Annotated in this window: 28 protein-coding genes; all 28 read left to right on the top strand. The window is 24.2% G+C overall.

Features of this window, described 5'->3' with window-relative positions:
- The first annotated feature begins 134 nt into the window (after positions 1–134).
- The 28 genes from AAHM92_RS03415 to AAHM92_RS03280 all read left to right on the top strand — a co-directional run bounded on the left by AAHM92_RS03415 (position 135) and on the right by AAHM92_RS03280 (position 24,852).
- Positions 135–2,822, top strand: coding sequence for an Mbov_0397 family ICE element conjugal transfer ATPase (locus tag AAHM92_RS03415; RefSeq protein ID WP_500221988.1), 2,688 nt, complete (start codon positions 135–137; stop codon positions 2,820–2,822).
- Complete coding sequence (locus AAHM92_RS03410) at positions 2,812–3,450, top strand: hypothetical protein (protein WP_500221987.1); 639 nt, start codon at positions 2,812–2,814, stop codon at positions 3,448–3,450. Before AAHM92_RS03415 ends, AAHM92_RS03410 begins: the two co-directional genes overlap by 11 nt.
- Positions 3,440–3,682: a hypothetical protein gene (locus tag AAHM92_RS03405; RefSeq protein WP_500221985.1), complete on the top strand. Its 243-nt coding sequence runs from the start codon at positions 3,440–3,442 to the stop codon at positions 3,680–3,682. Before AAHM92_RS03410 ends, AAHM92_RS03405 begins: the two co-directional genes overlap by 11 nt.
- Before the next feature lie 36 nt (positions 3,683–3,718).
- Complete coding sequence (locus AAHM92_RS03400) at positions 3,719–4,186, top strand: hypothetical protein (protein WP_500221983.1); 468 nt, start codon at positions 3,719–3,721, stop codon at positions 4,184–4,186.
- A gap of 24 nt (positions 4,187–4,210) precedes the next feature.
- The gene (locus tag AAHM92_RS03395; RefSeq protein ID WP_500221981.1) at positions 4,211–4,921 is read left to right on the top strand and encodes a lipoprotein; all 711 of its coding nucleotides are present in this window, start codon (positions 4,211–4,213) and stop codon (positions 4,919–4,921) included.
- Between the two features lie 267 nt (positions 4,922–5,188).
- On the top strand, positions 5,189–5,458 hold the full coding sequence (locus tag AAHM92_RS03390) for a hypothetical protein (protein ID WP_500221980.1): 270 nt from the start codon (positions 5,189–5,191) through the stop codon (positions 5,456–5,458).
- 28 nt (positions 5,459–5,486) lie between these two features.
- Complete coding sequence (locus AAHM92_RS03385; RefSeq protein ID WP_500221978.1) at positions 5,487–5,948, top strand: hypothetical protein; 462 nt, start codon at positions 5,487–5,489, stop codon at positions 5,946–5,948.
- Between the two features lie 178 nt (positions 5,949–6,126).
- Complete coding sequence (locus AAHM92_RS03380; RefSeq protein WP_500221977.1) at positions 6,127–6,999, top strand: hypothetical protein; 873 nt, start codon at positions 6,127–6,129, stop codon at positions 6,997–6,999.
- 49 nt (positions 7,000–7,048) lie between these two features.
- Positions 7,049–7,249 carry a hypothetical protein gene (locus tag AAHM92_RS03375; protein ID WP_500221975.1) on the top strand — a complete coding sequence of 67 codons (201 nt, stop codon included), beginning with the start codon at positions 7,049–7,051 and terminating at the stop codon, positions 7,247–7,249.
- A 217-nt stretch (positions 7,250–7,466) separates the two neighbouring features.
- Positions 7,467–7,892: a hypothetical protein gene (locus AAHM92_RS03370; RefSeq protein WP_500221974.1), complete on the top strand. Its 426-nt coding sequence runs from the start codon at positions 7,467–7,469 to the stop codon at positions 7,890–7,892.
- Positions 7,893–8,035: 143 nt separating this feature from the next.
- Positions 8,036–8,272, top strand: coding sequence for a hypothetical protein (locus AAHM92_RS03365; protein ID WP_500221972.1), 237 nt, complete (start codon positions 8,036–8,038; stop codon positions 8,270–8,272).
- Between the two features lie 24 nt (positions 8,273–8,296).
- Complete coding sequence (locus tag AAHM92_RS03360; protein ID WP_500221971.1) at positions 8,297–8,605, top strand: hypothetical protein; 309 nt, start codon at positions 8,297–8,299, stop codon at positions 8,603–8,605.
- 15 nt (positions 8,606–8,620) lie between these two features.
- Positions 8,621–10,126, top strand: a complete 1,506-nt coding sequence (locus tag AAHM92_RS03355; RefSeq protein WP_500221969.1) for an Mbov_0396 family ICE element transmembrane protein — start codon at positions 8,621–8,623, stop codon at positions 10,124–10,126.
- Between the two features lie 74 nt (positions 10,127–10,200).
- Positions 10,201–10,752, top strand: a complete 552-nt coding sequence (locus AAHM92_RS03350; protein WP_500221968.1) for a hypothetical protein — start codon at positions 10,201–10,203, stop codon at positions 10,750–10,752.
- Positions 10,753–10,850: 98 nt separating this feature from the next.
- Positions 10,851–11,264, top strand: a complete 414-nt coding sequence (locus AAHM92_RS03345) for a hypothetical protein (RefSeq protein WP_500221967.1) — start codon at positions 10,851–10,853, stop codon at positions 11,262–11,264.
- A 40-nt stretch (positions 11,265–11,304) separates the two neighbouring features.
- Positions 11,305–11,934, top strand: a complete 630-nt coding sequence (locus AAHM92_RS03340) for a hypothetical protein (RefSeq protein ID WP_500221965.1) — start codon at positions 11,305–11,307, stop codon at positions 11,932–11,934.
- 142 nt (positions 11,935–12,076) lie between these two features.
- The gene (locus AAHM92_RS03335; protein WP_500221964.1) at positions 12,077–12,259 is read left to right on the top strand and encodes a hypothetical protein; all 183 of its coding nucleotides are present in this window, start codon (positions 12,077–12,079) and stop codon (positions 12,257–12,259) included.
- Positions 12,249–13,010, top strand: a complete 762-nt coding sequence (locus AAHM92_RS03330) for a hypothetical protein (protein ID WP_500221962.1) — start codon at positions 12,249–12,251, stop codon at positions 13,008–13,010. The genes AAHM92_RS03335 and AAHM92_RS03330 overlap by 11 nt, the downstream gene beginning before the upstream one ends.
- Before the next feature lie 152 nt (positions 13,011–13,162).
- Positions 13,163–13,771 carry a hypothetical protein gene (locus tag AAHM92_RS03325; protein ID WP_500221961.1) on the top strand — a complete coding sequence of 203 codons (609 nt, stop codon included), beginning with the start codon at positions 13,163–13,165 and terminating at the stop codon, positions 13,769–13,771.
- A 142-nt stretch (positions 13,772–13,913) separates the two neighbouring features.
- Positions 13,914–16,934: an Mbov_0399 family ICE element protein gene (locus AAHM92_RS03320; RefSeq protein ID WP_500221959.1), complete on the top strand. Its 3,021-nt coding sequence runs from the start codon at positions 13,914–13,916 to the stop codon at positions 16,932–16,934.
- 175 nt (positions 16,935–17,109) lie between these two features.
- Positions 17,110–17,607 carry a hypothetical protein gene (locus AAHM92_RS03315; RefSeq protein WP_500221957.1) on the top strand — a complete coding sequence of 166 codons (498 nt, stop codon included), beginning with the start codon at positions 17,110–17,112 and terminating at the stop codon, positions 17,605–17,607.
- 87 nt (positions 17,608–17,694) lie between these two features.
- Positions 17,695–19,074: an Mbov_0401 family ICE element transposase-like protein gene (locus AAHM92_RS03310; protein WP_500221956.1), complete on the top strand. Its 1,380-nt coding sequence runs from the start codon at positions 17,695–17,697 to the stop codon at positions 19,072–19,074.
- 409 nt (positions 19,075–19,483) lie between these two features.
- Positions 19,484–19,792, top strand: coding sequence for a SemiSWEET family sugar transporter (locus AAHM92_RS03305; RefSeq protein WP_500221955.1), 309 nt, complete (start codon positions 19,484–19,486; stop codon positions 19,790–19,792).
- A 494-nt stretch (positions 19,793–20,286) separates the two neighbouring features.
- The gene (locus tag AAHM92_RS03300) at positions 20,287–21,891 is read left to right on the top strand and encodes a PTS transporter subunit EIIC (protein ID WP_500221953.1); all 1,605 of its coding nucleotides are present in this window, start codon (positions 20,287–20,289) and stop codon (positions 21,889–21,891) included.
- A gap of 412 nt (positions 21,892–22,303) precedes the next feature.
- Complete coding sequence (locus AAHM92_RS03295; RefSeq protein ID WP_500221952.1) at positions 22,304–22,459, top strand: hypothetical protein; 156 nt, start codon at positions 22,304–22,306, stop codon at positions 22,457–22,459.
- Between the two features lie 147 nt (positions 22,460–22,606).
- Entirely contained in the window at positions 22,607–23,464 is an 858-nt protein-coding gene (locus AAHM92_RS03290; RefSeq protein ID WP_500221950.1) for a Pr6Pr family membrane protein, read from the top strand.
- 112 nt (positions 23,465–23,576) lie between these two features.
- On the top strand, positions 23,577–24,350 hold the full coding sequence (locus tag AAHM92_RS03285; RefSeq protein WP_500221947.1) for a Pr6Pr family membrane protein: 774 nt from the start codon (positions 23,577–23,579) through the stop codon (positions 24,348–24,350).
- 58 nt (positions 24,351–24,408) lie between these two features.
- The gene (locus tag AAHM92_RS03280) at positions 24,409–24,852 is read left to right on the top strand and encodes a dual specificity protein phosphatase family protein (protein WP_500221946.1); all 444 of its coding nucleotides are present in this window, start codon (positions 24,409–24,411) and stop codon (positions 24,850–24,852) included.
- Positions 24,853–24,901: the final 49 nt, after the last annotated feature.

The raw sequence follows: 24,901 nt of genomic DNA, 5'->3' as shown, positions 1-24,901 counted from the left end.
TTATAATAGTAGTAAATAGAGCACTAGCAGCGCTAGGACTCTATTTTTTTGTTTAAATTAATATTTGTTACTAGCAACTGCTAGTTTTTTATTTACCAATTTTCCACGGGGAAAATAGAAAGGAAATAATATAAATGAGTGCTATAATTCCCAAAAAATTAGGAACACAAAAATTAAAAATTATAGGCAATATTACAATTATTGATTTTCTCAGTTGTGTTTCTTTTATTATAATTGCTACTATAATAACAATACCTTTAACCATAATTGGAGTTATAGGACAAATTATAACCGCAATTTTTATTTTTGGATTTCTAACAATTTTTTTATTACCTAGTGGTAGAAGTGGTATGAGAATTTATTATGTTATTTATTTATTTTTTAAATATAAATCATCAAATAAAAAATATAATCATGATAGCAAAAATTATCCTACGAGTTTACTAATACCATACAAAGAATTAATGGGAAATATTGATGAATTAGGAATTATTAAAACCGATAAGTTATTCGAAAACAAAAATTTTTTTGTTTGTGCTGTTGAATTAGAGGGATATAATCTTTTAAATATGAGTTATGATGAACAATTAAAAAAAATAAACATCTTAAAATTTTTTTGATCAAGTATTGAGGTTAATTGTTCGTTAGTAAAATTAGAAAAAAACTTTAATAAAATTAAGGGTACAAAGTATCTAAATACAAAAATAAATGAATTAAAGGATATGAAACTAAATGAAAAACAAATTAATTCCAGAATTAAACAATTAAAAGATAGTTTACAACTTTTTGAAGATAATGGAGAATTAGGAAAAGATAATTTTCAACATAAATATTATTTATTTTTATACTGTGATGAATACAAACAATGTAAAGAAATCATAAATGGTGTTGTTCAAAAAGGCCAAAATGCAGGATTAAACGTTAACTCATTAAATGGCTATGAAATTATAAATGCAATTAAATATTTATTAGATCCTAGCGAAGAAGAATTTAGTGACGAATTAATTTATAAAAATAAAAATAACTTAAAAGAAATTATGATGTTTGATAACTGTTTTTTTAAAAAAGATTCCTTTAGCTCAGGAGAATTGGAATATAATATCAGCACAATAAGAGAATTTCCAAAGTTTCCTGAACGTTGTTGAATGTTACCATTAATGACAAGTGATTCGAGCGTTGTTATAAACATCGGAATTTTAAATAAACAAAAAGTGGTAAAAAAACTTCAATCAACTATATTAAATTTACAAAGTAATATGTATACATTATCAAAAAAAGAGTTAATTGGTGCTAGAGAAATGCAATTAGAATTAGAAATTTATAATGAAGTAGCTGATTCTATTGGTTATGGTGATGAAACAATCAAATCAATGAATATTTTTTTCATAAATTATGGAGTTGATAAAAAAAACTTAGAAAATAAAACAAGAAATTTGAGCAACACACTAAAAGATTCTGGATTTATTTTAGATAATTTATATTACAGACAATTTGAGGGATTATCTTCAGTTATATTGAAACCAACTGACCCTTTGAGTATTGCATTTTCAAGAGAAGTACCTTCAATTACGTTAGCAGAAGGTTTCCCATATTTAACAAGTGAATTAAATGATTCTAACGGATTTAGAATTGGAGAAAATATGCTAGGAAATCCAGTAATTTTAGACCAATATAAATTAACAAAAGATCGAAAAAATCACAATATGGTAATTATGGGAACAAGTGGAAGTGGTAAAACTACATTAGCAAAACTTTTATTGAATTATCATGCATCCGTGGGAAGAAAATTGATAGTCGTAGATCCAGAAAGAGAGTATAGAAATTTATGTAATTATCATAATGGAAATTGAGTTGATGTAGGAAATGCAACTTTTGGTAGAATTAATCCGTTACAAATTTTTACTACTTTAGATGATGAAATAAAACCAAATAATAAAACAGTCATTTCCAATCATGTTGCCTTTTTAACCGGTTGATTTGAAATTTTATTTAGTGATTTAGATAAAAATATAGTTAGGGCTTTTAGTTCTAGTTGTGCTGAATTATATGAATCTTGATTAGGAGATTATGCAGATATAGTTAATATGAAAAGTACTGAATACCCGATATTAAGCGACTTGATTAAATTTATTAGTAAAACCAAAATTATTAAAGAAAATAATGATGTGCAAGAAAATTTATTAAGTTTATTAAAATCAGAATTTGAAAATTATGGGCAATATACCAATTTATATAATGGACATTCAACATTGGTAAAAAGCGATAATCCTTTTATAGTTTTTGATATTAACACTTTATTTGAAAAAGGGCAGCAAAACATTATTCAAGCTCAGCTTTATTTAGTAACTGCGTTTATTGGAAATGAAATAAATACAAATTATTTAAAAACAAATAAAGAAACATTTGTTTTGATTGATGAAGCCCATTTGTTGGTTGATAAAGATAAGCCAATTGCTTTAAATTTTATTTTTCAAATGGTTAAAAGAATTAGGAAAAGACGTGGTGCAATGACATTAGTTACACAAAATCCAGATGACTTTCTAGGGAGTGAAGATGTTAAAAAGAAAACTATGGCAATGTTAAATAATGTACAATATTCCTTATTGATGAATTTATCTTCAAAGAATATTCAAGATATTGCTGAATTATATAGTAATTATGGCGATGGATTAAGTAATGAAGAATTAAATTTCATATCTTATGCGAAACAAGGAGAAGGATTATTAATGGTAACTGGATTTGACAGACACACAATTTCTATCAAAGTAACTCCAGAACAATTTAAAGCATTTAATAATGAGGTGATTATAGATGTCCAATAACAAGCAAAAACAAATTAATATTAGAATAACCAATAAAAAAAATCTTGATATTTTCTCTGAATGAGAAGGCAAATATCAGTCTAGTGAATTAGATATAAGTAAAAATAAAACACTTGAAAACTTACTTATAAACTCGATAAATTATGATTTGTTAGAGAATAAAACTGATTATTTGGAACAAAAATTTCAAAATATATTTGAGAAAAATATAAATCATATTTTAAAAAGGGTTTTTGCAAGACAAGATTTGATTACTTTGAATCTAATAAAGTTTTTAAAGATAGATGAATTAAAAAGTAATTATTTATTAAGTCAATTATTTGAATCTGGAATTATTAAGGATAACGCTTTTACTGACCCACACAAACAACAATTGAGTGATGCTCCTTGAGTTAGAAAACAAAAAAATAATTTAGATTCAGAATTCGCTTATTTACAAAAAACTGAAATAATTAAAGATTTTGCATCAATTGGAAAAGAAAGCTTTGTGTTACAAAAAGAATTAGAAGATGACTTAAATAAAACTATTGAACTAATAAATAAAGATATTGATAATAAATTGAAAAAACATAATTTACAGTTAAGTAAAAAAATAACTAAAGAAAGAAGGAATAAAAATGACAATTAAAGATTTAACAGATTTATATGATGAAAAATTTTATGCTATAGAGCTTATATCAGATGAAACACTTGAGACATTAGAACCTTTCAAGTCCGATTTAGATAGCAATAAATTACAAGTATTAGCATTTAGCACTGATTTTGATGATAAAGAAAATGTAAAAGTTTTAAAAATTGTAGTTGATTGTAAACAATATATTGAACTTAAAAATTGATTAAAATCTAATAAATTAAGTTAAAATATTCATAATTATTCATAAATTAGGAGGAAAAAAATGAATAAAATAAAAGAAACATGATCTAATGATGTAAACAAAATCTTAGAAGAGCATTTTGGATTTGAAAATGTAAAAATTGTTTTTAAAGCAAATGAAGAAACTAATAGATTCTTTTATAATACAGCAAATGAAAATGATTATTTAATGGGTGATGTGGTTTATTTAATTAATGATTCAGTTTATTATGTGTTTAAGTTTTTTACAGATGATAAGTATGAATGTAGATTCTCTTCTAAAAATAAGTTTTTTTATAAAATCAATAGAGAAACCAAAGAAAGAACACAACATAATACTAATTGAATAGATATTTTCGAAAAAAATAAAATTAATTTAGATAAATTTAATGGTCAATATAACAATTTCTTTTTAAAAGCAAATTACATAAACTTTGATGGTGCAGGAAAAGGAATATATGGAGTAAATGATAACTCCTTAAAAAAATTGTTAGAATTTAAACCTAAATAGAAATTTATAGAAAGGAAGCAAATAATGAAAAAATTATTAGGATTATTTGGTGCTTTGGTATTTATTGTTAGTGGAGGAACAACTTCTATTTCTTGTAGTGGTTGATCACCTTCGGGTAGTATAAATGAAGGTACTTCTGGTGATAGCGATAAAAACCCATATAGTATTATAGATATTTTAAAAACACCAAAAGAAAATTTGGATGTATTTGCAAAAACAAAAAAAGATTGAAATTATATTAATAATCTTTATTCAAGAGAAAGAGATAGAACAAAAAAAGGGGTAGAAGAGTTTAAAGAATGAGAACAATATTCCTCAGGAGAAGTAAAAGAAAATTATAAAAAATTACGATTGACATTAGAAGTTTTATACTTATGATATTCAATTATTGCACAAGAAGCGGATTTTTATTTATATTTATATGAAAATAAAATAGATATTGATTATGAAAAAGACGAAAACTTATTAAATAATATTTTGATAATTAATGATAAAACTAAATTTTTAGAAGTATCTAAAAAAACGTCAAATTTATATAGAGATATTAATAACTTTAGCAATACTCAAGATAGTTGATGGAATTATATAAGTCATGACCCTGATTTTGATTCTAAAAAATATGAAAAAGAAAAAGAATCTTGAGAATATTTGAAAAATCCGATAATGTCTTCAAAAATAGATAAATATACTAAGTTTACAAATAAAATTGAAGAATATTTAAATAATATGGATTAATTTTAAAAAAATGATAATATAAAAGTGCAACTTATGCTAAATAATAGTATAAGTTGGTTTACATAATAGTTTATTGAAACATAAACAATAAAAAGAAGTAATTATTACTTCTTTTTATTTTTAATGCTATACTTAAATTAAGGTAAATAGAGCACTAGCAGCGCTAGGACTCTATTTTTTTGTTTAAATTAATATTTTGTTACTAGCTACTGCTAGTTTTTTATTTACCAATTTTCCCCGGGGAAAATAGATGAGAAGAGGAATTAGATGGAAACTAAAATAACTGTATATGATTTGACTAATTTATTTAAAGAAAAATTTTATTCAATACAATATATTGATTTTGAGACTGGCGAACAATTAGAACCATTTGACTTTAGTAATGTAAATGATTTATTAATAGTTAAAGGTTTTAAAGTTTATTTTGATGAATTTGAAAGTATAACAAACTTGTTAATAGGTGTTGATAAAAAACAATATATATCATTGAAAAATGATCCTAATATTGGTGCTAATTTAAAAACAAAAGTTGTTTAGTGTTAATATATTAGTGAGGTTTTTATATATGAAAGAAACAAAGAAGAAATGAATAGAAAAAATAAATAATATTTTTATTGATTTAAAAATAAACCCAAAAATCATTTTTATATCAAGTGATGAAACAAATAGATATTATTTTGATAAAAAGGATAGCAGTAAATTTATTATGGCAGATTGCATATTTAAAATTAATAGCAAATTAATTTCAATACAAATGATGGTAAACCCAAATAAAGAATATAGATTTTCTCCTGACTTAAAACATTTTTGAGAATATGATTATCCTAATGGAAGTAAAACTAAAAGAGATGTTAATTGACCTTCTATCTGAAACTTTACAAAAAAGTATTGGGATATTTATAATAATAATTATAATTTATTTATTTTGTTAGCATATCATGCTAATTTCAAGGGATCAAAAAATGGTATATATGCCATAGAAATTGATTATATAAATGATTTTTTTAAAAATTTTAATTTTAATTAATCTAAAATTAGGTTTACTATCAAACTTTTACTTTAATAAATATGATATTATATAAATAGTAAATAGAGCACTAGCAGAGCTAGGACTCTATTTTTTGTTTAAATTAATATTTTGTTACTAGCAATTGTTAGACTTGATTGTTGCTTAATTTTTTAAGGGTTTAGAAAGGTGATGAAATATGAATATTTATAATTTAAAAACTATATTTCCAGGAGATTTTCATCTAAATGATGATAAAAATGGAAAATATAAACAGGGTGATTGAAAGATAAGAAAAGTGGTAGAAATTGAAAAAATAGATAAAAATTGGGTTATTGTTGGTATTTTAAGTAATAAATATAAAAAAGAAAAAACTATAAAAATAAAAAGCAGTAATAAAATTTATAAAAACGGTATTTTAGTAAATACTCATAATTTACAAATTGATGATATTTTTATTGTTAATAAAAAAAGATTAAGAGAGAAAGTGGGGATCATTGATGAAAAAGACATAGAAAAAATAAAGATGGTATCAAGAAAATATTTATCTAATTGTAAAGAAAAGTTTTCATTTTTAGAAATGATTCAAAAGAAAAAAATATATAGATTAAGTTTTAATGAACCAGTAAATTGAGAAACTGTAAAACAATTTAGTAAAGTCAATAAAGATAAATATTTTAATGTTAATAAAATGATTTTAAGAAATGAAATAATCGATAAAAGACAAAAAGAATTAAATAAAGATATATTATCAGTTACAAATCAGCTAATTATTTTTACTAAGAAAGCTAAAGAAACAATTGAAAAAATTAATTTATTAAATAGTAAGAGTTTTTTGGACAACAAAGATAAAAACTTGCAAAAGCTTTACTTTGAATTAGCAGATGAAAAAGAAAAATTAAAAATTGAAGTTGATGTATATAAAAAACAATTAAATTTGCTTAAATTAGAAAAAGAAGATAGAAGTGAATATATTAAAAAACTAAAAAATAAAATTAAGGAATTAAAAGAAAAAAATGAAATTTATAAAACGCAAAATAATAAGAATTTTGAAAAAAAAGAATTTGAGTAAAGTATTTTAGTTTAGAATTTAATTGAATTTAAAATAGAAAGGAAGAATAATGAATAAATTAGAAAAATTAGAAGGATTGAAAGTTTGCATTTATGTAGAAACTGAAGAAGGAAGATTAAATTTAGCAAATAAAGATGATTTAAAAAAGTTTAAAAAATATAGTGCAAATTGATCAGAAAAAGAAATAAATGATTTTATGAGTAATATAAAAGAATCATTAGATAAATTAGAAAATGAATTTGATAAATAAAATCAAATAAATAATGTTATTATATTTATAAGGTAAATAGAGCACTAGCAGCGCTAGGACTCTATTTTTTTGTTTAAATTAATATTTTGTTACTAGCTACTGCTAGTTTTTTATTTACCAATTTTTCCGGGGAAAAATAAGAAACGTATAAAACTTAAGAAAATCATTATGAGCATGATTTTCTAAAATATCGTTGATAAGATAGAAGGTGAAAAAAATGAGAAGTATTATTATTACTGTTGAAAATATAAATAATGAAATTATTGTTGGTGTTTCTTGCAAAGGTGATTCGCCTAAAGAAGTTAAACAATTTTTAGAAGGTTTAAATTTAACAAATAAACAAAAAATTAAGTATAATAAAGACATTGTAAATTGTATTAAGGAGTTTAAATTAGAGATGTCAAAATGTAGCGTAGAAATTGAAAAAAATAATAAAATTTGAGAAGAAAAAATCAATAATATTTTGCTTGATCAACAAAACAAGTTCAAAGAACAACAAAACAAGTTCAAAGAACAACAAAACAAGTTCAAAGAACAACAAAACAAGTTCAAAGAACAAGAAAACAAGTTCAAAGAACAAGAAGAAAAAATCAATAAGCTTCAAAGAGTTTTAAAAGATAATGAAATTGACTTTGAATTTTAATAACTATGCTATACTTAAGTTAAGGTAAATAGAGCACTAGCAGCGCTAGGACTCTATTTTTTTGTTTAAATTAATATTTTGTTACTAGCTACTGCTAGTTTTTTATTTACCAATTTTCCCCGGGGAAAATAGAAAGGAAAATTATGGATTATTTACAAAATTTAATCAAAATGTATGAAGAAAGACTTGAGTGTGCAAATGAAAATATGAAAGAACTTAATCAGGAACTAGAAAAAAATGATGGTAGTTACCCAAATATTGAGTTTGGACAAGAATACGAATCTGAAGAAGCTACTCAATGTTGGTTAGAGACCTTTTTAAAAGATTTAAAACAATTAGAAAAAGAACTAGAAAAAAATGAAGTAAATTTTGAAATTTAATTTTAAAAAAAGGAGATGATTTATATGAAAAGTTTTATAACAAATTTAAATATGAAAATACTTGCAGATGCACCCGATTTCAAACCTATTACTGATTTTATATGAGGTTATGGACTTGCGGCAATAACAGCGGTTTGTAGTCTTGTAAGTTTGTTTCTAATATTCGTTTTAGTAAAAATAGGTTTTAGAATTTCTAAAGCATCAAGTGATGGAGATATTGAAGGAAGAAGTGCTGCAATTAGAGATATAATTTGGGCATCTGTAGGGGCTGTAATTGTGTTCTCTGCAACCATTGCAGTAGGAGTGTTTTCATCAATATTTTTAAAAGGTTAGAAGGGAGAAAATAATATGGGTTTTATAGGAGAAGCTATTTGAACGGCTATACTTAAAGTTATTTGATTCATTTTTATTCAAGGACCTTTACAATTAATTTCTGTAGTACAGGGAGTTTTTGAGTATTTAACAACAGGCATCATTTATGATGTAATTTTTAATGGTCAAAAAGACTTTAGAATCGAAAACATTCCGCAAAGTTTTTGAGCATTTTGTATAATTGGTGGATTTGTTGCTGTTTTAATTTTTATAATTCAGTATATGACATACACTTTTAATGAAGATTTTGACTGAAAAACAAGAATTGTAAAATCTTTGAAGTCAACTTCCATTTCTATAGTCTTTGTATTTTTTATACCAATAGGATTTTATGGATTAACTTTTTTAATAGAATTTCTACAAAAAGCCTTTCAATTAGCTTTCGGTCTAAAAAATGCAAATTTAGCAGATTTATTATACAAAATGGGAGACCCTGATTGAAAGGGGGTTTTAGAAAATATCCCTACTGATTATTCAGCTCCCCCAAATATTAAAAATTACAACATAGTTGTAGAAATACTTGCAGTTGCATTTTTGCTTTATACATTAATAATGTTATGTATGGCAATTGTTCAAAAAAGTATTGAACTATTTTTAATGTTTTTAATTGGTCCACTTGTTGCTGCATGAATGGTAAATGATCACGGTATAAGAATGAAACAATGAAAAGATATGGTTTTGGCCAAAGCGCTTGTAAGTATTGGAAACATTCTAAGTTACATAATAATGATTAATTTTTTAATGTTATTTATTTCAAAATCAATAACTAAATTTGAATTTACCACAAAAATGTTTTTACTAATTGTTGTAATTCTCGGTGTTTCAACATTTGCACTTGTTGCTCCACAAATTATAGGGAGTTTCACAGGCGGAGAAGGAGTTACTCATAGTGAAGGTCAAAATGCCCTTTTAAGTGCAAAACACGGGAAAGGTATATTTAGTGCCGGAGCAAAAGCACTTGGATGAGCAGCTGGAGGAGCGGGATTGATGGCCTTATTTAAAAGCAAAGGTTCGTCTAGTTCGTCAAAGGGAGCGTTCAACAGTATTTCTGATAAGTTTTCTAATAATATGCAAATGCAAAACTTCTCTGCATTAGATCCAGATGGTTCTATTGCTGGTGGTAAACAAAATTTACAAAATTACCAAAATGGAAGAAAGAAAATGTCTGGAATACCAAGTGTAATAGGAAGAGTTGCAAGAATGGCTGCTGTTGGAGTTGCAGTTGGAGGAGGATTGTTTTCAAGAAAAGGTTGAGTAAGTATGGGAGAATCTGTAAAAAATTATACAAGTGGAGTTGCTTCGAATATTGGTAAAACCGTTAAAGAAAACACAAGTTCAATTTATAAAGCTAAAAATGAAAAAGTAACTGATAATTATAGAAGTGTTCTAAAAAGAGGCGAAACCAAGAGAAATACTAAAATTGAAGCACTCAAACAAAAAAAACAAAATTTAATATTAAAAATAAATAAAGATAAGAAATAATTAAAAAGTATGTCATAAGGACATACTTTTTATTATAATAAATTTAAATATATCTTTTAAGAAAGGGAAATATTATGTCAGTTTTTAGAGCACTAGGATGACTGCTGGGTATTCCTCCAGTAGAACAAAGACAACAATCAAAATTGCTAAAAGAAGATGAAAGAAAAAGCATTTCAAAATTAGATGATAAAGTTTATGAATATACTGAAATCAAGGAAAAAATTTTTGAGGGGTTAGGTGTTTATTGACGTATCGACGATTTAATTAATAGTTTTCCAATAACTTATAATAGTCAAGGAACAAGATTAAGTATTAATTCAAATTCATACCAAATGTTTGAAATAATAGTTTTTAAATATATAAATGATTTATATGAAGAATTAAAATTCGAACAAACCCAAGATATTGAATTAAAAAATGCTGAAAATATCGCCAAAAAACATTTTGAAATATGAAAGAAAAAGAAAACCGTAGAAGAATTACAAGAAGTTTACGATTTAGCTGTTTCAAAAGAAAAGAATAATGACGTTGATAAAATTGTAATGCTTGAAAAAGAAAAGAGAATATTAGAGTTAGAAAAAGAAATTAGGGAATTGAAGGCTAATAATAAGGAAAGAGATAGGTAAAATATAAAATATTAAAGTTATTATATAAAAATGTGATAAATAATGTTTATTTATTTTATTTTTGATATTATTTTATATATAAATAGATAGGACAAAATATGACTTTTACAATTTTATCTTTATTTTTAATTAGTGATAATACTAAATGATTACTTAATTTTATTGTATCAATTATTTCTATTTTAGTAAGTATTTGATTATCAATCATGTTATTGAAAGTTTCTAAAAAGGCCAATAAAATAGCTTTATTATCAAATAATTTAACAGATGAAGATTTAAAGAAAAAGACTAAAAAAGCAGTTGAAGATGCAATAACAAATATAGATAATAATTATAATAATAAAAAGAAATCATTTAAAGAAAATCAAAATACCAAAGATTTCCAAGAACTACAAGACATTATGAAAAATATAGTTGAAATTAATACAAAAAGAGAAACAAAAAAATTTAAAAATGAACAAAAACAACAATTATTTAAAACTATAAAAAAATCAAAGAAAATAAAAAAATAGAGTATTATATATATAATAATAAATTTTAAGGAGAGTTTAAATGAATAATACTACTAAAACTAAAATATTAAAAGAAATTCAAGATATTATATTAGAACAAATTGATAGTGAAGAATATTTAACAAAATTTTTATATCCTTTATGATATAATTTTTTTGTATATGTTCAAAAATTTTTAAGTATAAATAAAAATTATATACAAATTTTAAAAGAAAAAATTAAAAAACCTGATAAAAAATTAGATAAAAAAAAGAATTTTTTATTTTTAGAAATTTTAGGTATTATAAATATATTAAATATTTATAATATAAAAGAAGAAAAATTTGAATTTGAATATGTTAAAAAAAGATACTTTAAAACTAAAATGGAAAAAAGTTACTTTAAAGAATTGGAAAATATTAATTCTACTTTAACTCCAATTTTTGCAGATAATAGAAATATTACTTTTTTTGATTTAAGAAAAATGAAAAATTTTTTTATAGGTTTGATTAAAGAAAAAGAATTAAGAGCACAAGTTTTTACAGATATTGTTTTATTAGAATTCGATAATGAAATTAGAGATCTTTTTAAGAATTCAATTGTAATTTCATCAAAAGAAGAAATTGAACTTAAAAAATTATCAAATATTAAAAAAATCAATAATAGTGATTATGAGAGTAAAAAAATATAACTTATGTTATAATTTTATTAAGGTAAATAGAGCACTAGCAGCGCTAGGACTCTATTTTTTTGTTTAAATTAATATTTTGTTACTAGCTATTGCTAGTTTTTTATTTACCAATTTTCCCTGGGGAAAATAGAAAGGTTTAAAAATGATTATACAAGATGAAATTTATGATTATAGTTGTGAACTATGTTGTATTGATCTAAAGGAAGAAAATATCAAATTAATAAGTTCGTATAAACAAGGAGCAAAAACGCTTTTAGAAGTTTGCAACGATTGCTATAAAGAAAATTTTATTTTAAAAGAAAGGAATATTAAATATGTTGTTTAATAGAAATTTTTATAAACAAGAGTTTATAACCATGGATAAGAGTATTAGAGCTTTTGTTGAATTAAAGGATGCAGAGCCAAATAAATACCAAATAATGTTTAAAAAAGATAATGAAATTTGAACAGAAGGAGAGAGTTTGATTACTTTCAATGATTGAACTAAAATAGTAGATAATAATTTGAAAATAGGAAGTTATAATATATATAATTCTCCAATAAATGATTATGACTATAAAAACATCTTATCGGGTTCTAAAAAGAAAGAATGTTATGGTTTTATTACAAATTTTGAAGGTTTTTTTCCTGACCGCGAAAATAAAGATATAGATACTTACTTGACTTTTAAATCACTGTTTAAGGAATTAGTGGAATATAGTTTAAGTCTTGAGGATGAAGATATTCAACAAAGTTGAGAAAAAGATAACATAAAGGATTGTTATATAGATTATTTAAATAAAAATTTTGTAGTCAATAATATTTGAAATAGCTTAAAGAATAACGAAATTTTACCAATAATATTAGACACTAATTCTGATGTTGTTGCTTATGTTGCAAAAAACGATGTTGCTTTAGATAATTCATTTATTGAAAACTATATAAACACTACTTCAGTAACAAACAAGAATTTTATTTGTGAGTTTGATGTAAAAGAACCACTAAATTTGAAAAAAACTTTCTTAAAAGTTTTTAAAAATAATTATTATAACAATTCAATATTAAATAAGAATGAAGAACTTGATATGGATTTTTAAAAACTATGTTATACTGAAATTAAGGTAAATAGAGCACTAGCAGCGCTAGGACTCTATTTTTTTGTTTAAATTAATATTTTGTTACTAGCAGCTGCTAGTTTTTTATTTATCGTTATTAAATTTTCCCTGGGGAAAATAATTGGAGGAAATAAATGCAAATAAAAAAATGATTATTAATAATATATATTATTCAAATAATTATTGCTTTAACTCCATTAATGATATATTTAATATATATATTAATTAATATAGGAGAAAAAAATATGGATTCAAGTTGAATAAGTGCTGTAATAACCGGTGTTTTTTCATTAATTGGTGTAATAATTTCTGGATATATAATGTATAAAATATCAAAAATTACTAAAAAAGATAAAAATGGTGAAAATACAATAGATAAAATATCAAAAATAGGAAATCCAAAGGAAACTTTAGCATCTGATCATGATATTATTTTAGAAATTTTGAAATATGATATAAAAAAACCATTAAGCGATGTAAAAGACAATATTATTTCTTTTACTTCTGAACAAAAAATAAGTAATGAGTATCTAAAATCAGATAAAGATAGTTTGAAAGATATCACTAATTCAATAATTAAAGACAGAATAAGAATTGAACAATTAAACGAGAAAATTTCTTTTTTAGAAAAAGATATACTAATAAAAAATGATAAAATTCAAACTTTAAATAAAGAAATAAAAATTCTCAATAATAAAAATAATATAGACAAAGAAAATAGAGACTATGATATAGAAATGTAATTTTAATGTTATACTTAAATTAAGGTAAATAGAGCACTAGCAGCGCTAGGACTCTATTTTTTTGTTTAAATTAATATTTTGTTACTAGCTACTGCTAGTTTTTTATTTACCAATTTTCCCCGGGGAAATAGAAAGGAAAATTATGAAAAAAATAATAATGTCTTTAGTACTTTGCCTAAATTTAGTTTATATCCCCATAACACCAGCTAATTCAGAAGGTAACAAATTAGAAAATATAGAATATAATAAAAATGAATCAATCACAAATTATAACTATGATCCATCATATCCAAGTTTTGATTTTTATGCTAACAATTATAGTGCCTTAAAAAGACTTTATATTAGTAGTAATGGAGATAATTGGTTGCCATATTATTCAAATTCCATTGATAGAACTTATTCAAAAGTTGGCAACGGAAGTTGATATAACTTTGAATGGGAAGTAAAAAGAATTAATATACTAAATTATTCTCCAAATAAACAAGTTTTTTTGAATAACTATAAAAATATGGAAGTGAGTTTTTTTTATAACTATAATTCTTGAGATTCATCAACTGGTTGAAGTGATAGTCTTGGCAAAAATATAAACTCAAGTATAAAAAGCAATAAAAATTATACACTAGATTCTAGTGACCGATGATTTAATTTAACAACGTATCATAACGAAACAAATAAGGCTCATTCAAATATGGATTTTGGTTGAAATTGAAATGGAAATGAAATAATTTTCAAATGAAGATTAAGTGCATGCGTTTATTGAACCGGATGGTCATCTATTAATCATAGTAGTTTAATAATTGTAAATTATGAATTAATAAAATTTAATTCTACTTTTAGTCAAAATAATTTAAAAGAAAAAATAATAAAAAGTTTAGAAAGCCCGTTTGAAATCAAAAGTGATACTTCTGCAAACATCTCATCAGAGGAAAAAAACGGTAGTGCAGGCAATTTAACCAAGTCGAACAAAGAATTTATAAATGACGAAATTGAAAAAAGATTAAAATACTCATTTGGGGTTGATTATGATGCTTGATTTAATAAACCCATTTTGAAAAGAAATGACACATTTAATGATGAGAAAAGTTTCGTTTCTATAACTTTTAAAGACGAGCAACAAATATCAGGAAATAGTCAATTTCTAAGTAATGTAGTTATGCCAATAACTGTGAAGTTAACTGACTTATATTATCAAAGAAGTGCACAAAAAAGGTTACAAGTTGTTCCTGGAAAAATTGTAAGTCCTAATTCAAACGAAAATGAATTAATTGTTGATAAACCTGAATATGATCCTAAAAATAATACATTAATTTATCATAATTCAGTTGATATAACGTTTTCTGCAATTAGTGAATCAGAAATTATGACAGTTAATGGTAAAGAAGTTCCGGTTTTTAACAATATTTATCGAATTAAATTAGATGATAGTGTTGATACATATAGAATTGAAGTAAATGGTATCAAAAATTCTGGGAATATCACTAAATTAAGTTTAAATATTAATATTCAATCGCTTTCCAATCAATTAAGTTATAGATGAGTTGGTTGAAATCCAAAAGAAAATTTAGAACAAAGTAAATTAATAGAAAAAAACCTTCCAAATGGAAAACCAAATCCCGATTATGATTCCTCAATTAACCCAAAAACAGGAATGAGAAATGAGTATGTTTATATTGAAAAAAAATCAAATTATCCCTTTTACCAAGATCCATTGGATAAGTTTGGAAACAGAATAACTGATTTTAGCAATAAAAATACAGGAATAATTGTTGAAGCTAGTGTTGCAAATAGCGGTGTAACATTAATCGAAAAGTTTGACATGTCAAAGATTTATAGAGTTGACAGATTATGATTAAACGAAGAACTTGAAGCAATTGAAACGCAAAAAAATGTGAGTCTAAATTTAAATGAGCAATGGTCTAAAGAGGGATTATGACATTATGTAATATATTTGAAAGATTATGTTGATAAAGAAATTGACCCCTCAAATCCAGGAAATGAAGAAATTTTAGCTACAAAAGGAAGCACTATTCATAAAATGCTTTATATATCTAATAAAACTAAAGATTATACAAAGTTCTCAGGTTTAGACTTTGTAATAAAAAACCAAAGTATTTCTAGATTTTGAGATTCTTTACAGGGTTCTCATTTAAAAAATTATTTAATTAATTACACCACAATAAATACAAGTCAAAAAATTGAACAATTAAGTTATGAACAAGTTATTATGTATTGAAAAAAGTATGTAAGTGATCAAATAAGTCAAAAAGTAGATGTGCCTCAAACCCCTGTTAACTTTAAAGACCTAAAAAACTTAAATATAAGTAATTTAAAAATGAACGAATTAAATCCTATTGAGGTAAGAAATAAAATTGTGGAACATGTTAAAAAATATGTAAAAAAATATAGTGATAACGCAGTTTATAAAGAAGACTATACAATTTGTGACTCAAACGAGAATCAAATAGAAAATATAGACTTTAAAGATTTCACTTCTTTTGACGAAAATAAAAAAATAAAAAAAATAAATTTATATATTATGGCAATAAACACATCGTCTCTATTAATAGGAAGAAAAGAATTTACTATTATTAATAATAAAGATTTCGAAGAAAATAATGTCTTAGACCTTTCTAAGATAAATAATTTAAAAGAAATTAAATACAATTTCACAAACCTTTCTAACGAGAAAAAACAAAACTTTGTCAAAAATTATATCTATGATTATGTAGAAAAAATTCTTGAGTCCTATAAACCAATAAATATAAAATGAGATTATATTTATAAGGAAGATTATTACATCTCTATAAACTCGAAAGATGGAGTTGATATAAAAGATTTAGATACTTTTGAAAAGACAATTTCTCTCTTTTTAGATTCCAAAGAAGAAAGTTCAATAGAAGTTTTTATTAATTCTAGTGATGATTCTATAAAATTGAGTGGTTTTACAAGTTATAAAATTATTAATGACCCTTCAAGTAAAGAGGTAGCCCCAGATAAGCCAACTCCTCCAACACCACCAGATAATAAAAATCATCAAGAAGATAAATCTAAAATATATAGAAAAAATCTATGATGAATAATTTCTTGTGTTATTCCTTTCATTGGATTAATAATTTTTTTCATATGATGGAAAAAAAATAAAAAAAATAAAAGAATAAAGTAATAAATGTGATATTATTAATTTATGGTTGATAGAGCACTAGTGGTACTAGTATTCTATCTTTTTTTGTCCTTTCAACACGTATTTTAATATTGAAAGAATCTAGTATAACTAGAGTTTTTTCAATCAGATTTTCTTAATAAGAAAATGAAAAACTGCTTGTTAGGAGGAAATAAAAATGAGCGAAGTAACTAAAAAATTTACAAATATATATTTGCATAGAAATGCAATTAAAAAAACATATGTAAACTCTAATGGGAATGAATTTTCTATTATAGAGATTATTAATAATGATAAGGAAAAAAAATATATTACACTTTCAACAAAGTTAATTAAAAATATAGCTTTTTCTAAAGAAAATGACAAAACTTTTTCATTGTCTGAAAATAAAGACTCACCTTTTGTGCAGGTAGCCATTCCAAATAGCGGTGAAATCACAATTGATGTTTTAAATAAAGAGAAAAATAAAGATAAAGAAAATAAAAACTATGAAAAAGAAACAATAAAAGCAAACGATTTATTTTCTGACCTTTTAAAAACTAATCAAGAAACAATTTCTTGAGCAAAACAAGCAAAACAAAAATGGGTAAGAGATATTGAAGAATCTGATTTACCTTCTCCAAATGTGCAAAAAGAAATCGATGTTCAAGAAGGAGATCTTGATTTGTATAATTAATTTAATCAAAATAAAAGCTATAAAACACCAAAAAAACTTGGTGTTTTTTATTTTGCTATAATAGTTAAAAATTAGAAAGGATTTATTATGGACAATATATTTTCAAACGAATATACTTCAATTAATCAAATAGATATTTTAAAAAAATTAGAAGAAATATACTTTATAAAGTTAAGGAATGAATTTAAATTGAATTTGGAAAAAATTGATGAAGAAGTTGTAAATTCACAATGAAGAATAAATAAAGGATGAATCATTAAAGAAAAAAATATAAAAAGAACCATAATAACTAAATTCGGAGAGGTTACCTATAAAAGAACAAAATTTATTAATAAATTTAATGGAAAGTGTAGTTTTTTAGCGGATCCTTATATGGAAATAGAAAAATATCAAAGAATATCATTTGCATTAGAAAAAGAAATTCTTGAATCATTTAATCATGGAGAAAGTAACATAATAGTTTGAGAAAAATTTAAAATGTCAAACATTACAAAAAGAACGATATCAAATATTTTAAAACGCAATTCAAATTTTAGATTTAAAAATTCAAACTTAATAAATCAAAAATTTGAGAATGATTTACCTATTTATGTGGACATTGATGATTGTTGAACAACTGCTAGATATAAAAAGAAAAAAAGATTGGTCAGAGTCAGGGTTGCTGTAGCATATCAAGGAAAAATAAAAGATAACAAAAGAAATAAACTAATTAATAAAAAAGTGTTTTTGAAAACTTTTTTAAAAGGCCGTTCATGTAACACTTATGAATATTCATTATGATTACAAAATAAATTAAAAGAAAATTATGGAAATATGGAAAATAAAAAACTTATTATTTGTGGGGATGGGGCAAACTGAATATCTGATATTTCAAATTTTTTAGGAGCTGAGTTTATTTTAGATAAATTTCATTTATTTCAAAAAATATATGCTTGTTTTCCATACAAAAAAAGTAATAATAAAAGTAAATTAATAAAATTATATGAATTAGCTATTGAAAAATACAATTCTAAAAGTATCAAATCACTAATTAATTTTTTATGCGAAAATATTGACTCAAATGGTTTGAATAACAAAAGAATTAAAGACGCTATTAGATATATTTCGAATAATACTAAAGGAATTGAAAATCACTTTAAAGACTGATATATAGGTTGTTTTGCAGAATCTGCAGTAAGCCATTTGGTTAAATCAATAAAAGGATATGGAGCTAAAATTTATAACAAAAAAACTTTTGAGTTACTTATTAATTTAAAAGCGGCAAAAATCAATAATATAAACATTTTAGAAATAATTTATTCTAAATTTAAAGAAAATTTAGAAGATCGAATTTATGATGACCTAAACGTTTTTATTCCAAATGAATATGAAATATTTGAAAAAACGGAAATAAAAATTGTTAAAATTCCTATTTTAGACTCTAAAAAATCTGCTTATACTGATTTAATTAGAAAAATATTAAATTAATTATTTTAAAATCAGATAATCTGCAAACTTGGACTCCAAGTTCTTTTTGTGCTAGTATTTATGCTAGCACAAAAATTGCGAATGATAGCATTTTTTTTGCCAAAAAACCCTTTAATAAAGGGTTTTTCAAAAAAAGTGATAGTATTCCTTATCCTGTTACCAAAAACTGCGTTTTTCGGTAAAAAAAAAGAAATTAGTCTTTTTTTTAAATAATATGTGTTAATATAATTTTGAAATAAAAAACTATTTAGCAGTTCTAAATTTTTACTTGAAAATAATTGAGCCTTTTTGATTCGAATAAACCGAATCAAAAAGGCCAACACCCCCTTATTTTTTCCCACAGCCTTATACACTAGCAATTTGCATATAAAGCATCTATTTGGTAGTATAGAAATAAGGGGGTATTTATATGGACATAGCAAAAGAAGTCATAGGTTGATTAGGATTTGCTACTAGTTTCTCTATGCTATTACCTCAGGTTATTAAAGTTATAAGATCAAGAGATACAAAATCATTATCTTTAGTTATGTTTTTATTAACCTTTGTTAATGCATTATTGTGATTTACATATGGTTTAATAGAAAAAAACATGCAATTATACATAGCGAACGCCTGTGCAATGGCAGCGAGTGTCATAATTTTATTTTTCATTATTGTCAATTTGTTGAAGATCAAAAACAAATCAAAGAAAAATAAAGTTGAGAAAAAGAGTGAATAATTTTTAAAATTATTAAAGGAAAATGAAGCAAGGTTGTGCTTTTTTTTTTTTTTTTTTTAAAAAAAAAAAAAAAACTACTTTAATTTTAGAGAAAGTAGTTTTTTATCCTTTAAAATTAATGTCTTTTCTTGTAAATAGTGGAGAATCATAATCGAAAGGGAATAGATTATGGAAATCAAATTATATGCACCTTCCGAATGTTTTGTGAAAGGTCTAGAAGAATGCTCTTTTAAAGACTTCTCACGCAAAAAAATAGGCAAGGTTTTATAATGATAAGTAATAATAATAAATTTTGTTCACCGTTTGATGATTTAAAGATAAAAAAAATATCATTTTCTAAAGAGTCTTTGAATTTAGAAGTAGAAATCAATAATTTCTGCATAATAATTCGTGTGTATACATATAACTTTAATAAAAATTTTATCACTCATAGCTTAAAATAAGGTCAAATTTTAAAGTAAGGCGAATCTTTTTTCAGCACTGATTTCAATAAGATGAAAATCAGTGACTCCAAATTTGAAGTAGCTTTAATTTTTCAAACAAATGAAAGTTTTAAACTTATAAACAACGTTCAAGAAAAAGGCTTGTTTAAAAAAGTTGACTTACTAGCAACTATAATTTTAGATAAAGAAAATATAAATGACGATGAGTTATTATTGACTAGCTATCAAAATAAATATCAAAATACCGCTAAGGATTTTATATCATATGTTGGAAGTTTTAGTAATTTTAAAGAAGTTTATAATTGCATGACAAGATTGAGATTCATTATTAAAGATAAAAAGCTTGTAGATACTAAAAGTATTTTAAAAAATGCTTTAGTTAAAGGCATAAAATGAAATGGTCTTGAACTTCAAATTGTTATTGGAGGAGAATGCTACAAGATTAAAGATGAAATATTTAAAATTAAAAAGTTAAATGAGGTACCAAATAAAGAAAATAAACCTTGTAAACCATCAATAGGTGCAAGATTGATGCAGGCAGTTGCTGGAATAATGGCACCAAATGTTCCAATTTTGATCGGAGCTGGAATTATATCAGCGCTTTACGCTGTGTTTTGTCAAGTCGGATTAACACAAGATTTAGGTCAAGGTACTTCAATGGGTAAGGCTGATTTATTTTCATCTATAATGTTCATTTCATCTAAAACTGGATTATTATTGATTGGAGTTTTCTTTTGTGTTAACACAACAAAATATTTTGGAGGAAATTACTTACTAGGTTTATTTATAGGTCTTGCACTAGTATCAAGGTACTTTTATGGAAGTGGTATTATTGATCCGAATAGCTATCATCTTGGTGCATATATCCAAAATGCTAATTATGGAGTACAGGGTTGGTACTTATTTTTTATATCCGACTACCCAATAGTTATTAGATCTTATGAAGGAAGTGTATTACCATTTATAATAGCAGGATTAATTACTGCATATTCTGATAAGTGAATTAAAAGTTGAATGCCAAATGCTGTTGATATAATTTTTAGAACAGCATTAGTATATACTTTCGCAATCGTACCAACATTATTCTTATTAGGTCCTCTATTATCTTTGATAGAGCTTGGAATGTCGCAGTTTATTTTTCAAATAGAAGGATTACCTATTGGATTAGGGGTGGCTATATTTGCATTTATTTGACAACCATTAGTTTTAACTGGTGTCCATGTTGCTGTTATATTGACAATTATGATTCCTTTATTTCAAGGCACTCCAAGTTTAATTTTACCTGGGTATATCATTGCGGTTTGAGCACAAGTTGGTGTTGCAGTAGGGGTATTGTTCGCAACAAAAAATAGAAATTTGAAGGTTATAGCTTTAGGGGCAATACCGGGCGGTATTTTTGGTGTTACTGAACCAATAATTTATGGTGTATCTCTGCCAAAAGGAAAATCCTTTTTAGTCAACTGTGCGGCTGCTTTTTTCGGTGGAATGTTATCTAGTATATTAGACATTAAACTTGATGTTCCTACTGGACAAGGTATTTTCTCCATATTAGGAATTTCAGCATTTAAAAAAACAACTTCTTTTCGTTTTGGTTTGAATCATTACCATAAGTTTAGCAACAGTATTTACATTCTTTGTTTACCGAGAGAGAGTTAACGAGTATAAATATGTCAAAAAAATTAACAAGAAAATAATAATATTTTTTAAAAAAGATGGATTTGAAAATATAACTATTTTGAAAAAAGAGTCCGATTCATTATTACATGATATTCATAACTCCAAAAAAATTATTCAAAACTACGAGAACTACCTGATCGGTTTAATAAAAATAGAATCCAAAATTTTTAAATTAGTTGAAAAAGAGGTACCAAAAAAACTTATTGTACATTTATGCCAAAAAGATTTTAAATAAGAAAAAGTCTAACAGAAATAGAAAAGTTGAAGCCGTTAATAGATATAACAGGTTTACTCTTGAATCCAAAATTGAAGTATTTTTAAAAGAAAAAGAGAATTACATTTTAAGTAACAAAAAAACTTATAAGTTTACTTAGGATTTGTTGATAAATTCATGATAAAAAGTGCAAACTTTATCAATAAGATTTCAACTTTGTCTAAAAGAATATATATAAAATCTTTTATCAATGGATATTTCAATGCTGCAAATAGTGTTGAAATTGGTTATGGTTATAAAGATACAATGTACTTTGGAAAGTTAAAAGAATAGTCGCTTTAATAAAATAATTTAGAAAATTTAACCAACCTACATTATAGGTTGGTTTTTAACACACATTTATTACTTTTTATATTTTTTTTTACTTATAACAAGTTATGATATTATCTTTAATATAAGAAAACAGTCGAGGAATTATAAATGAATAAATACAAAGATAAATGATTTTATTTTGAAATATTACTTGGTTCTATGATAATTTTTGGACTTGTTTATGTATATCTTGACCATATGATTAATCAATATTGATTACGTAATATTGATTATCCATTCTCTGTAGTTATTTTTCAAGGCCAGTTTTTTAGTTTTTTTACTTATCAAAGTAATTTTATGGTTGCTATTTTCTTGCTGCTTTCTGGAATTTTTTATAAAAAGAAATTGGCATTTTGTAAAAGTCAAACCATATTATTAGCGATTACTTCCTATATCACTGTAACATGTGTTACATACACATTTATTTTATTTCCATCTATACTTTTTAGCCATAAACCAATAAAACCATTGGATATGGTTGGGGGCATATTTTTTCATATGATTTCACCTCCTTTAATGATCTTATATTGTGTTAAGCATATAGATTTATCTGAAATAACAAAAAAGAATTATTTTACAAAGAGTTTCTTTCTATATTTGATTTATCCTTGACTATATACACTATTTTTATTGGGAAGATTGATAATGTATACTGTAGATTTTAAGTTCGCAGATGTACCAATTGAAATAATTTATCCATATTCACCATTCTTTGACTATAATACTAAAAGTCTTAACGATTTTATGAAGGAAATTGTCAATTTGATACTGTCTGTTATTGTTTTTTTTGTATCTGTGCACATTCTATTTATTTCAGTTAATTTAATATATTTCTTTGCTTTCAAAAAAAAAGCTAACAAGAGAGCATTTGATATTACTTTAACTCAACAAGATAATCTAAAATTAAAAATTAGGATTACAAATAATTCTAAAAAAATTAATGCTAATCAAAAACAAAAAAAATAAGAGTTTATTTTTTGCAAGGAAATAAAAAATATTTTAGACTTTTAAAAACCTTTTACAACTTGTATTACAATTAACAATATAATATATAATTTGTAAATATAGGAGAGAAAAAATGAAATATAAAAATTTTCAAGTGAGTTATAAATTATTTTTCGGTATTTTATCAGCTCTAACTTTATATGGTTATTATTTGTATAATGTAATTGATGGAAGTGAAATTAAAGATACATATTATAACAACTATGAGATATATACTATAGATTACTTTACAACATTTACTTTATTATCAAATGTACTTGTCCATGTATGATTAATTTATTCAGGTATCAAACATAAAAAGGAAGGTAAAACAAAATTATTAAGTTATACAACAGCTAATGCATTAGCTACTATGATAACAATCACATTCTTAGTATACAATTGTGTACTAATTCCAGTTAACGGTTTTCCATCATCTGCATTTTCAGTATTTACTACATTAGTGGACCATGCAATAGTACCTGTTGCATTTGTGATATACGTATTATTTTTTATGACAGGTAAGCAAAGAGTTGGCTACAATGAATTCTTCCTTAAAAAATTTTGAATACAATTTTCACTAGTTCTAGGTTATTGTATATTTGCAATGGTTCGTGGGGAACTAAGATATGCAAACGAGCCGTATTATTCTTATTTAAATAGTTCAGGTAAAGTTCAAAACCATCTTTACCCATACTTTTTCTTAGATGTGCACCATAGTGGTCCTATGAATCTACCTGGATATGTATGATTTATGATCGCTTTTGTAGGAATAATTGGAATCATGATTGGATTTTCCTATTTATACAACTTTTTAAGTAATTCATTAATCAAGAAAAATTATTACCGTAATTTTGAAACAAATTAAAATAATTAAATAAAAGTTTTCCGATAAAAGAATATAATGACCTTGGGAGATGAGTTTTATGAAAAAAATTATAGAAAACTTATACTTAGGTGATATGAATAGTGCTCCAAAAGATACAGAATTAAGAATATCTTGTGCTGAAGAAATATATTTAAAAATGGCACCAGATAAAGAAAAAAATTCTTTCTATGATGAAGCAGATAAATGCATTTATTTTAAATTTGAAGATTATCCAATTTTTGAAGAAATGGAAATCAATCTAGTTAAGGATGCAATCAATACTATTGAGCAAAATATAAATAACAAAAAGATTTATGTTCATTGTTTATGAGGAGTCAATAGAAGTGCTTCCATAGTATTCATGTTTTTAGTTAGAAATGGTCATATAAAAAGTTCTGATTATTATGAAGCGCAAACTAAGTTTAATCAAATATACCCTAAACATAGTCCAAACCCAGGTTGAAAAGACTTTTTGATAAAAATGTATCCGTACAAATTTTAATTATTAAATATAAAAACCCAGTTTAATCTTAATTAAACTGGGTTTTTAT

Origin of the sequence: Spiroplasma endosymbiont of Melanargia galathea (assembly GCF_964031075.1) — a bacterium.
GTDB classification, from domain to species: Bacteria; Bacillota_I; Bacilli_A; order Mycoplasmatales; family Mycoplasmataceae; genus Spiroplasma_A; species Spiroplasma_A apis.
This window is presented reverse-complemented; position numbering and strand designations above follow the sequence as displayed.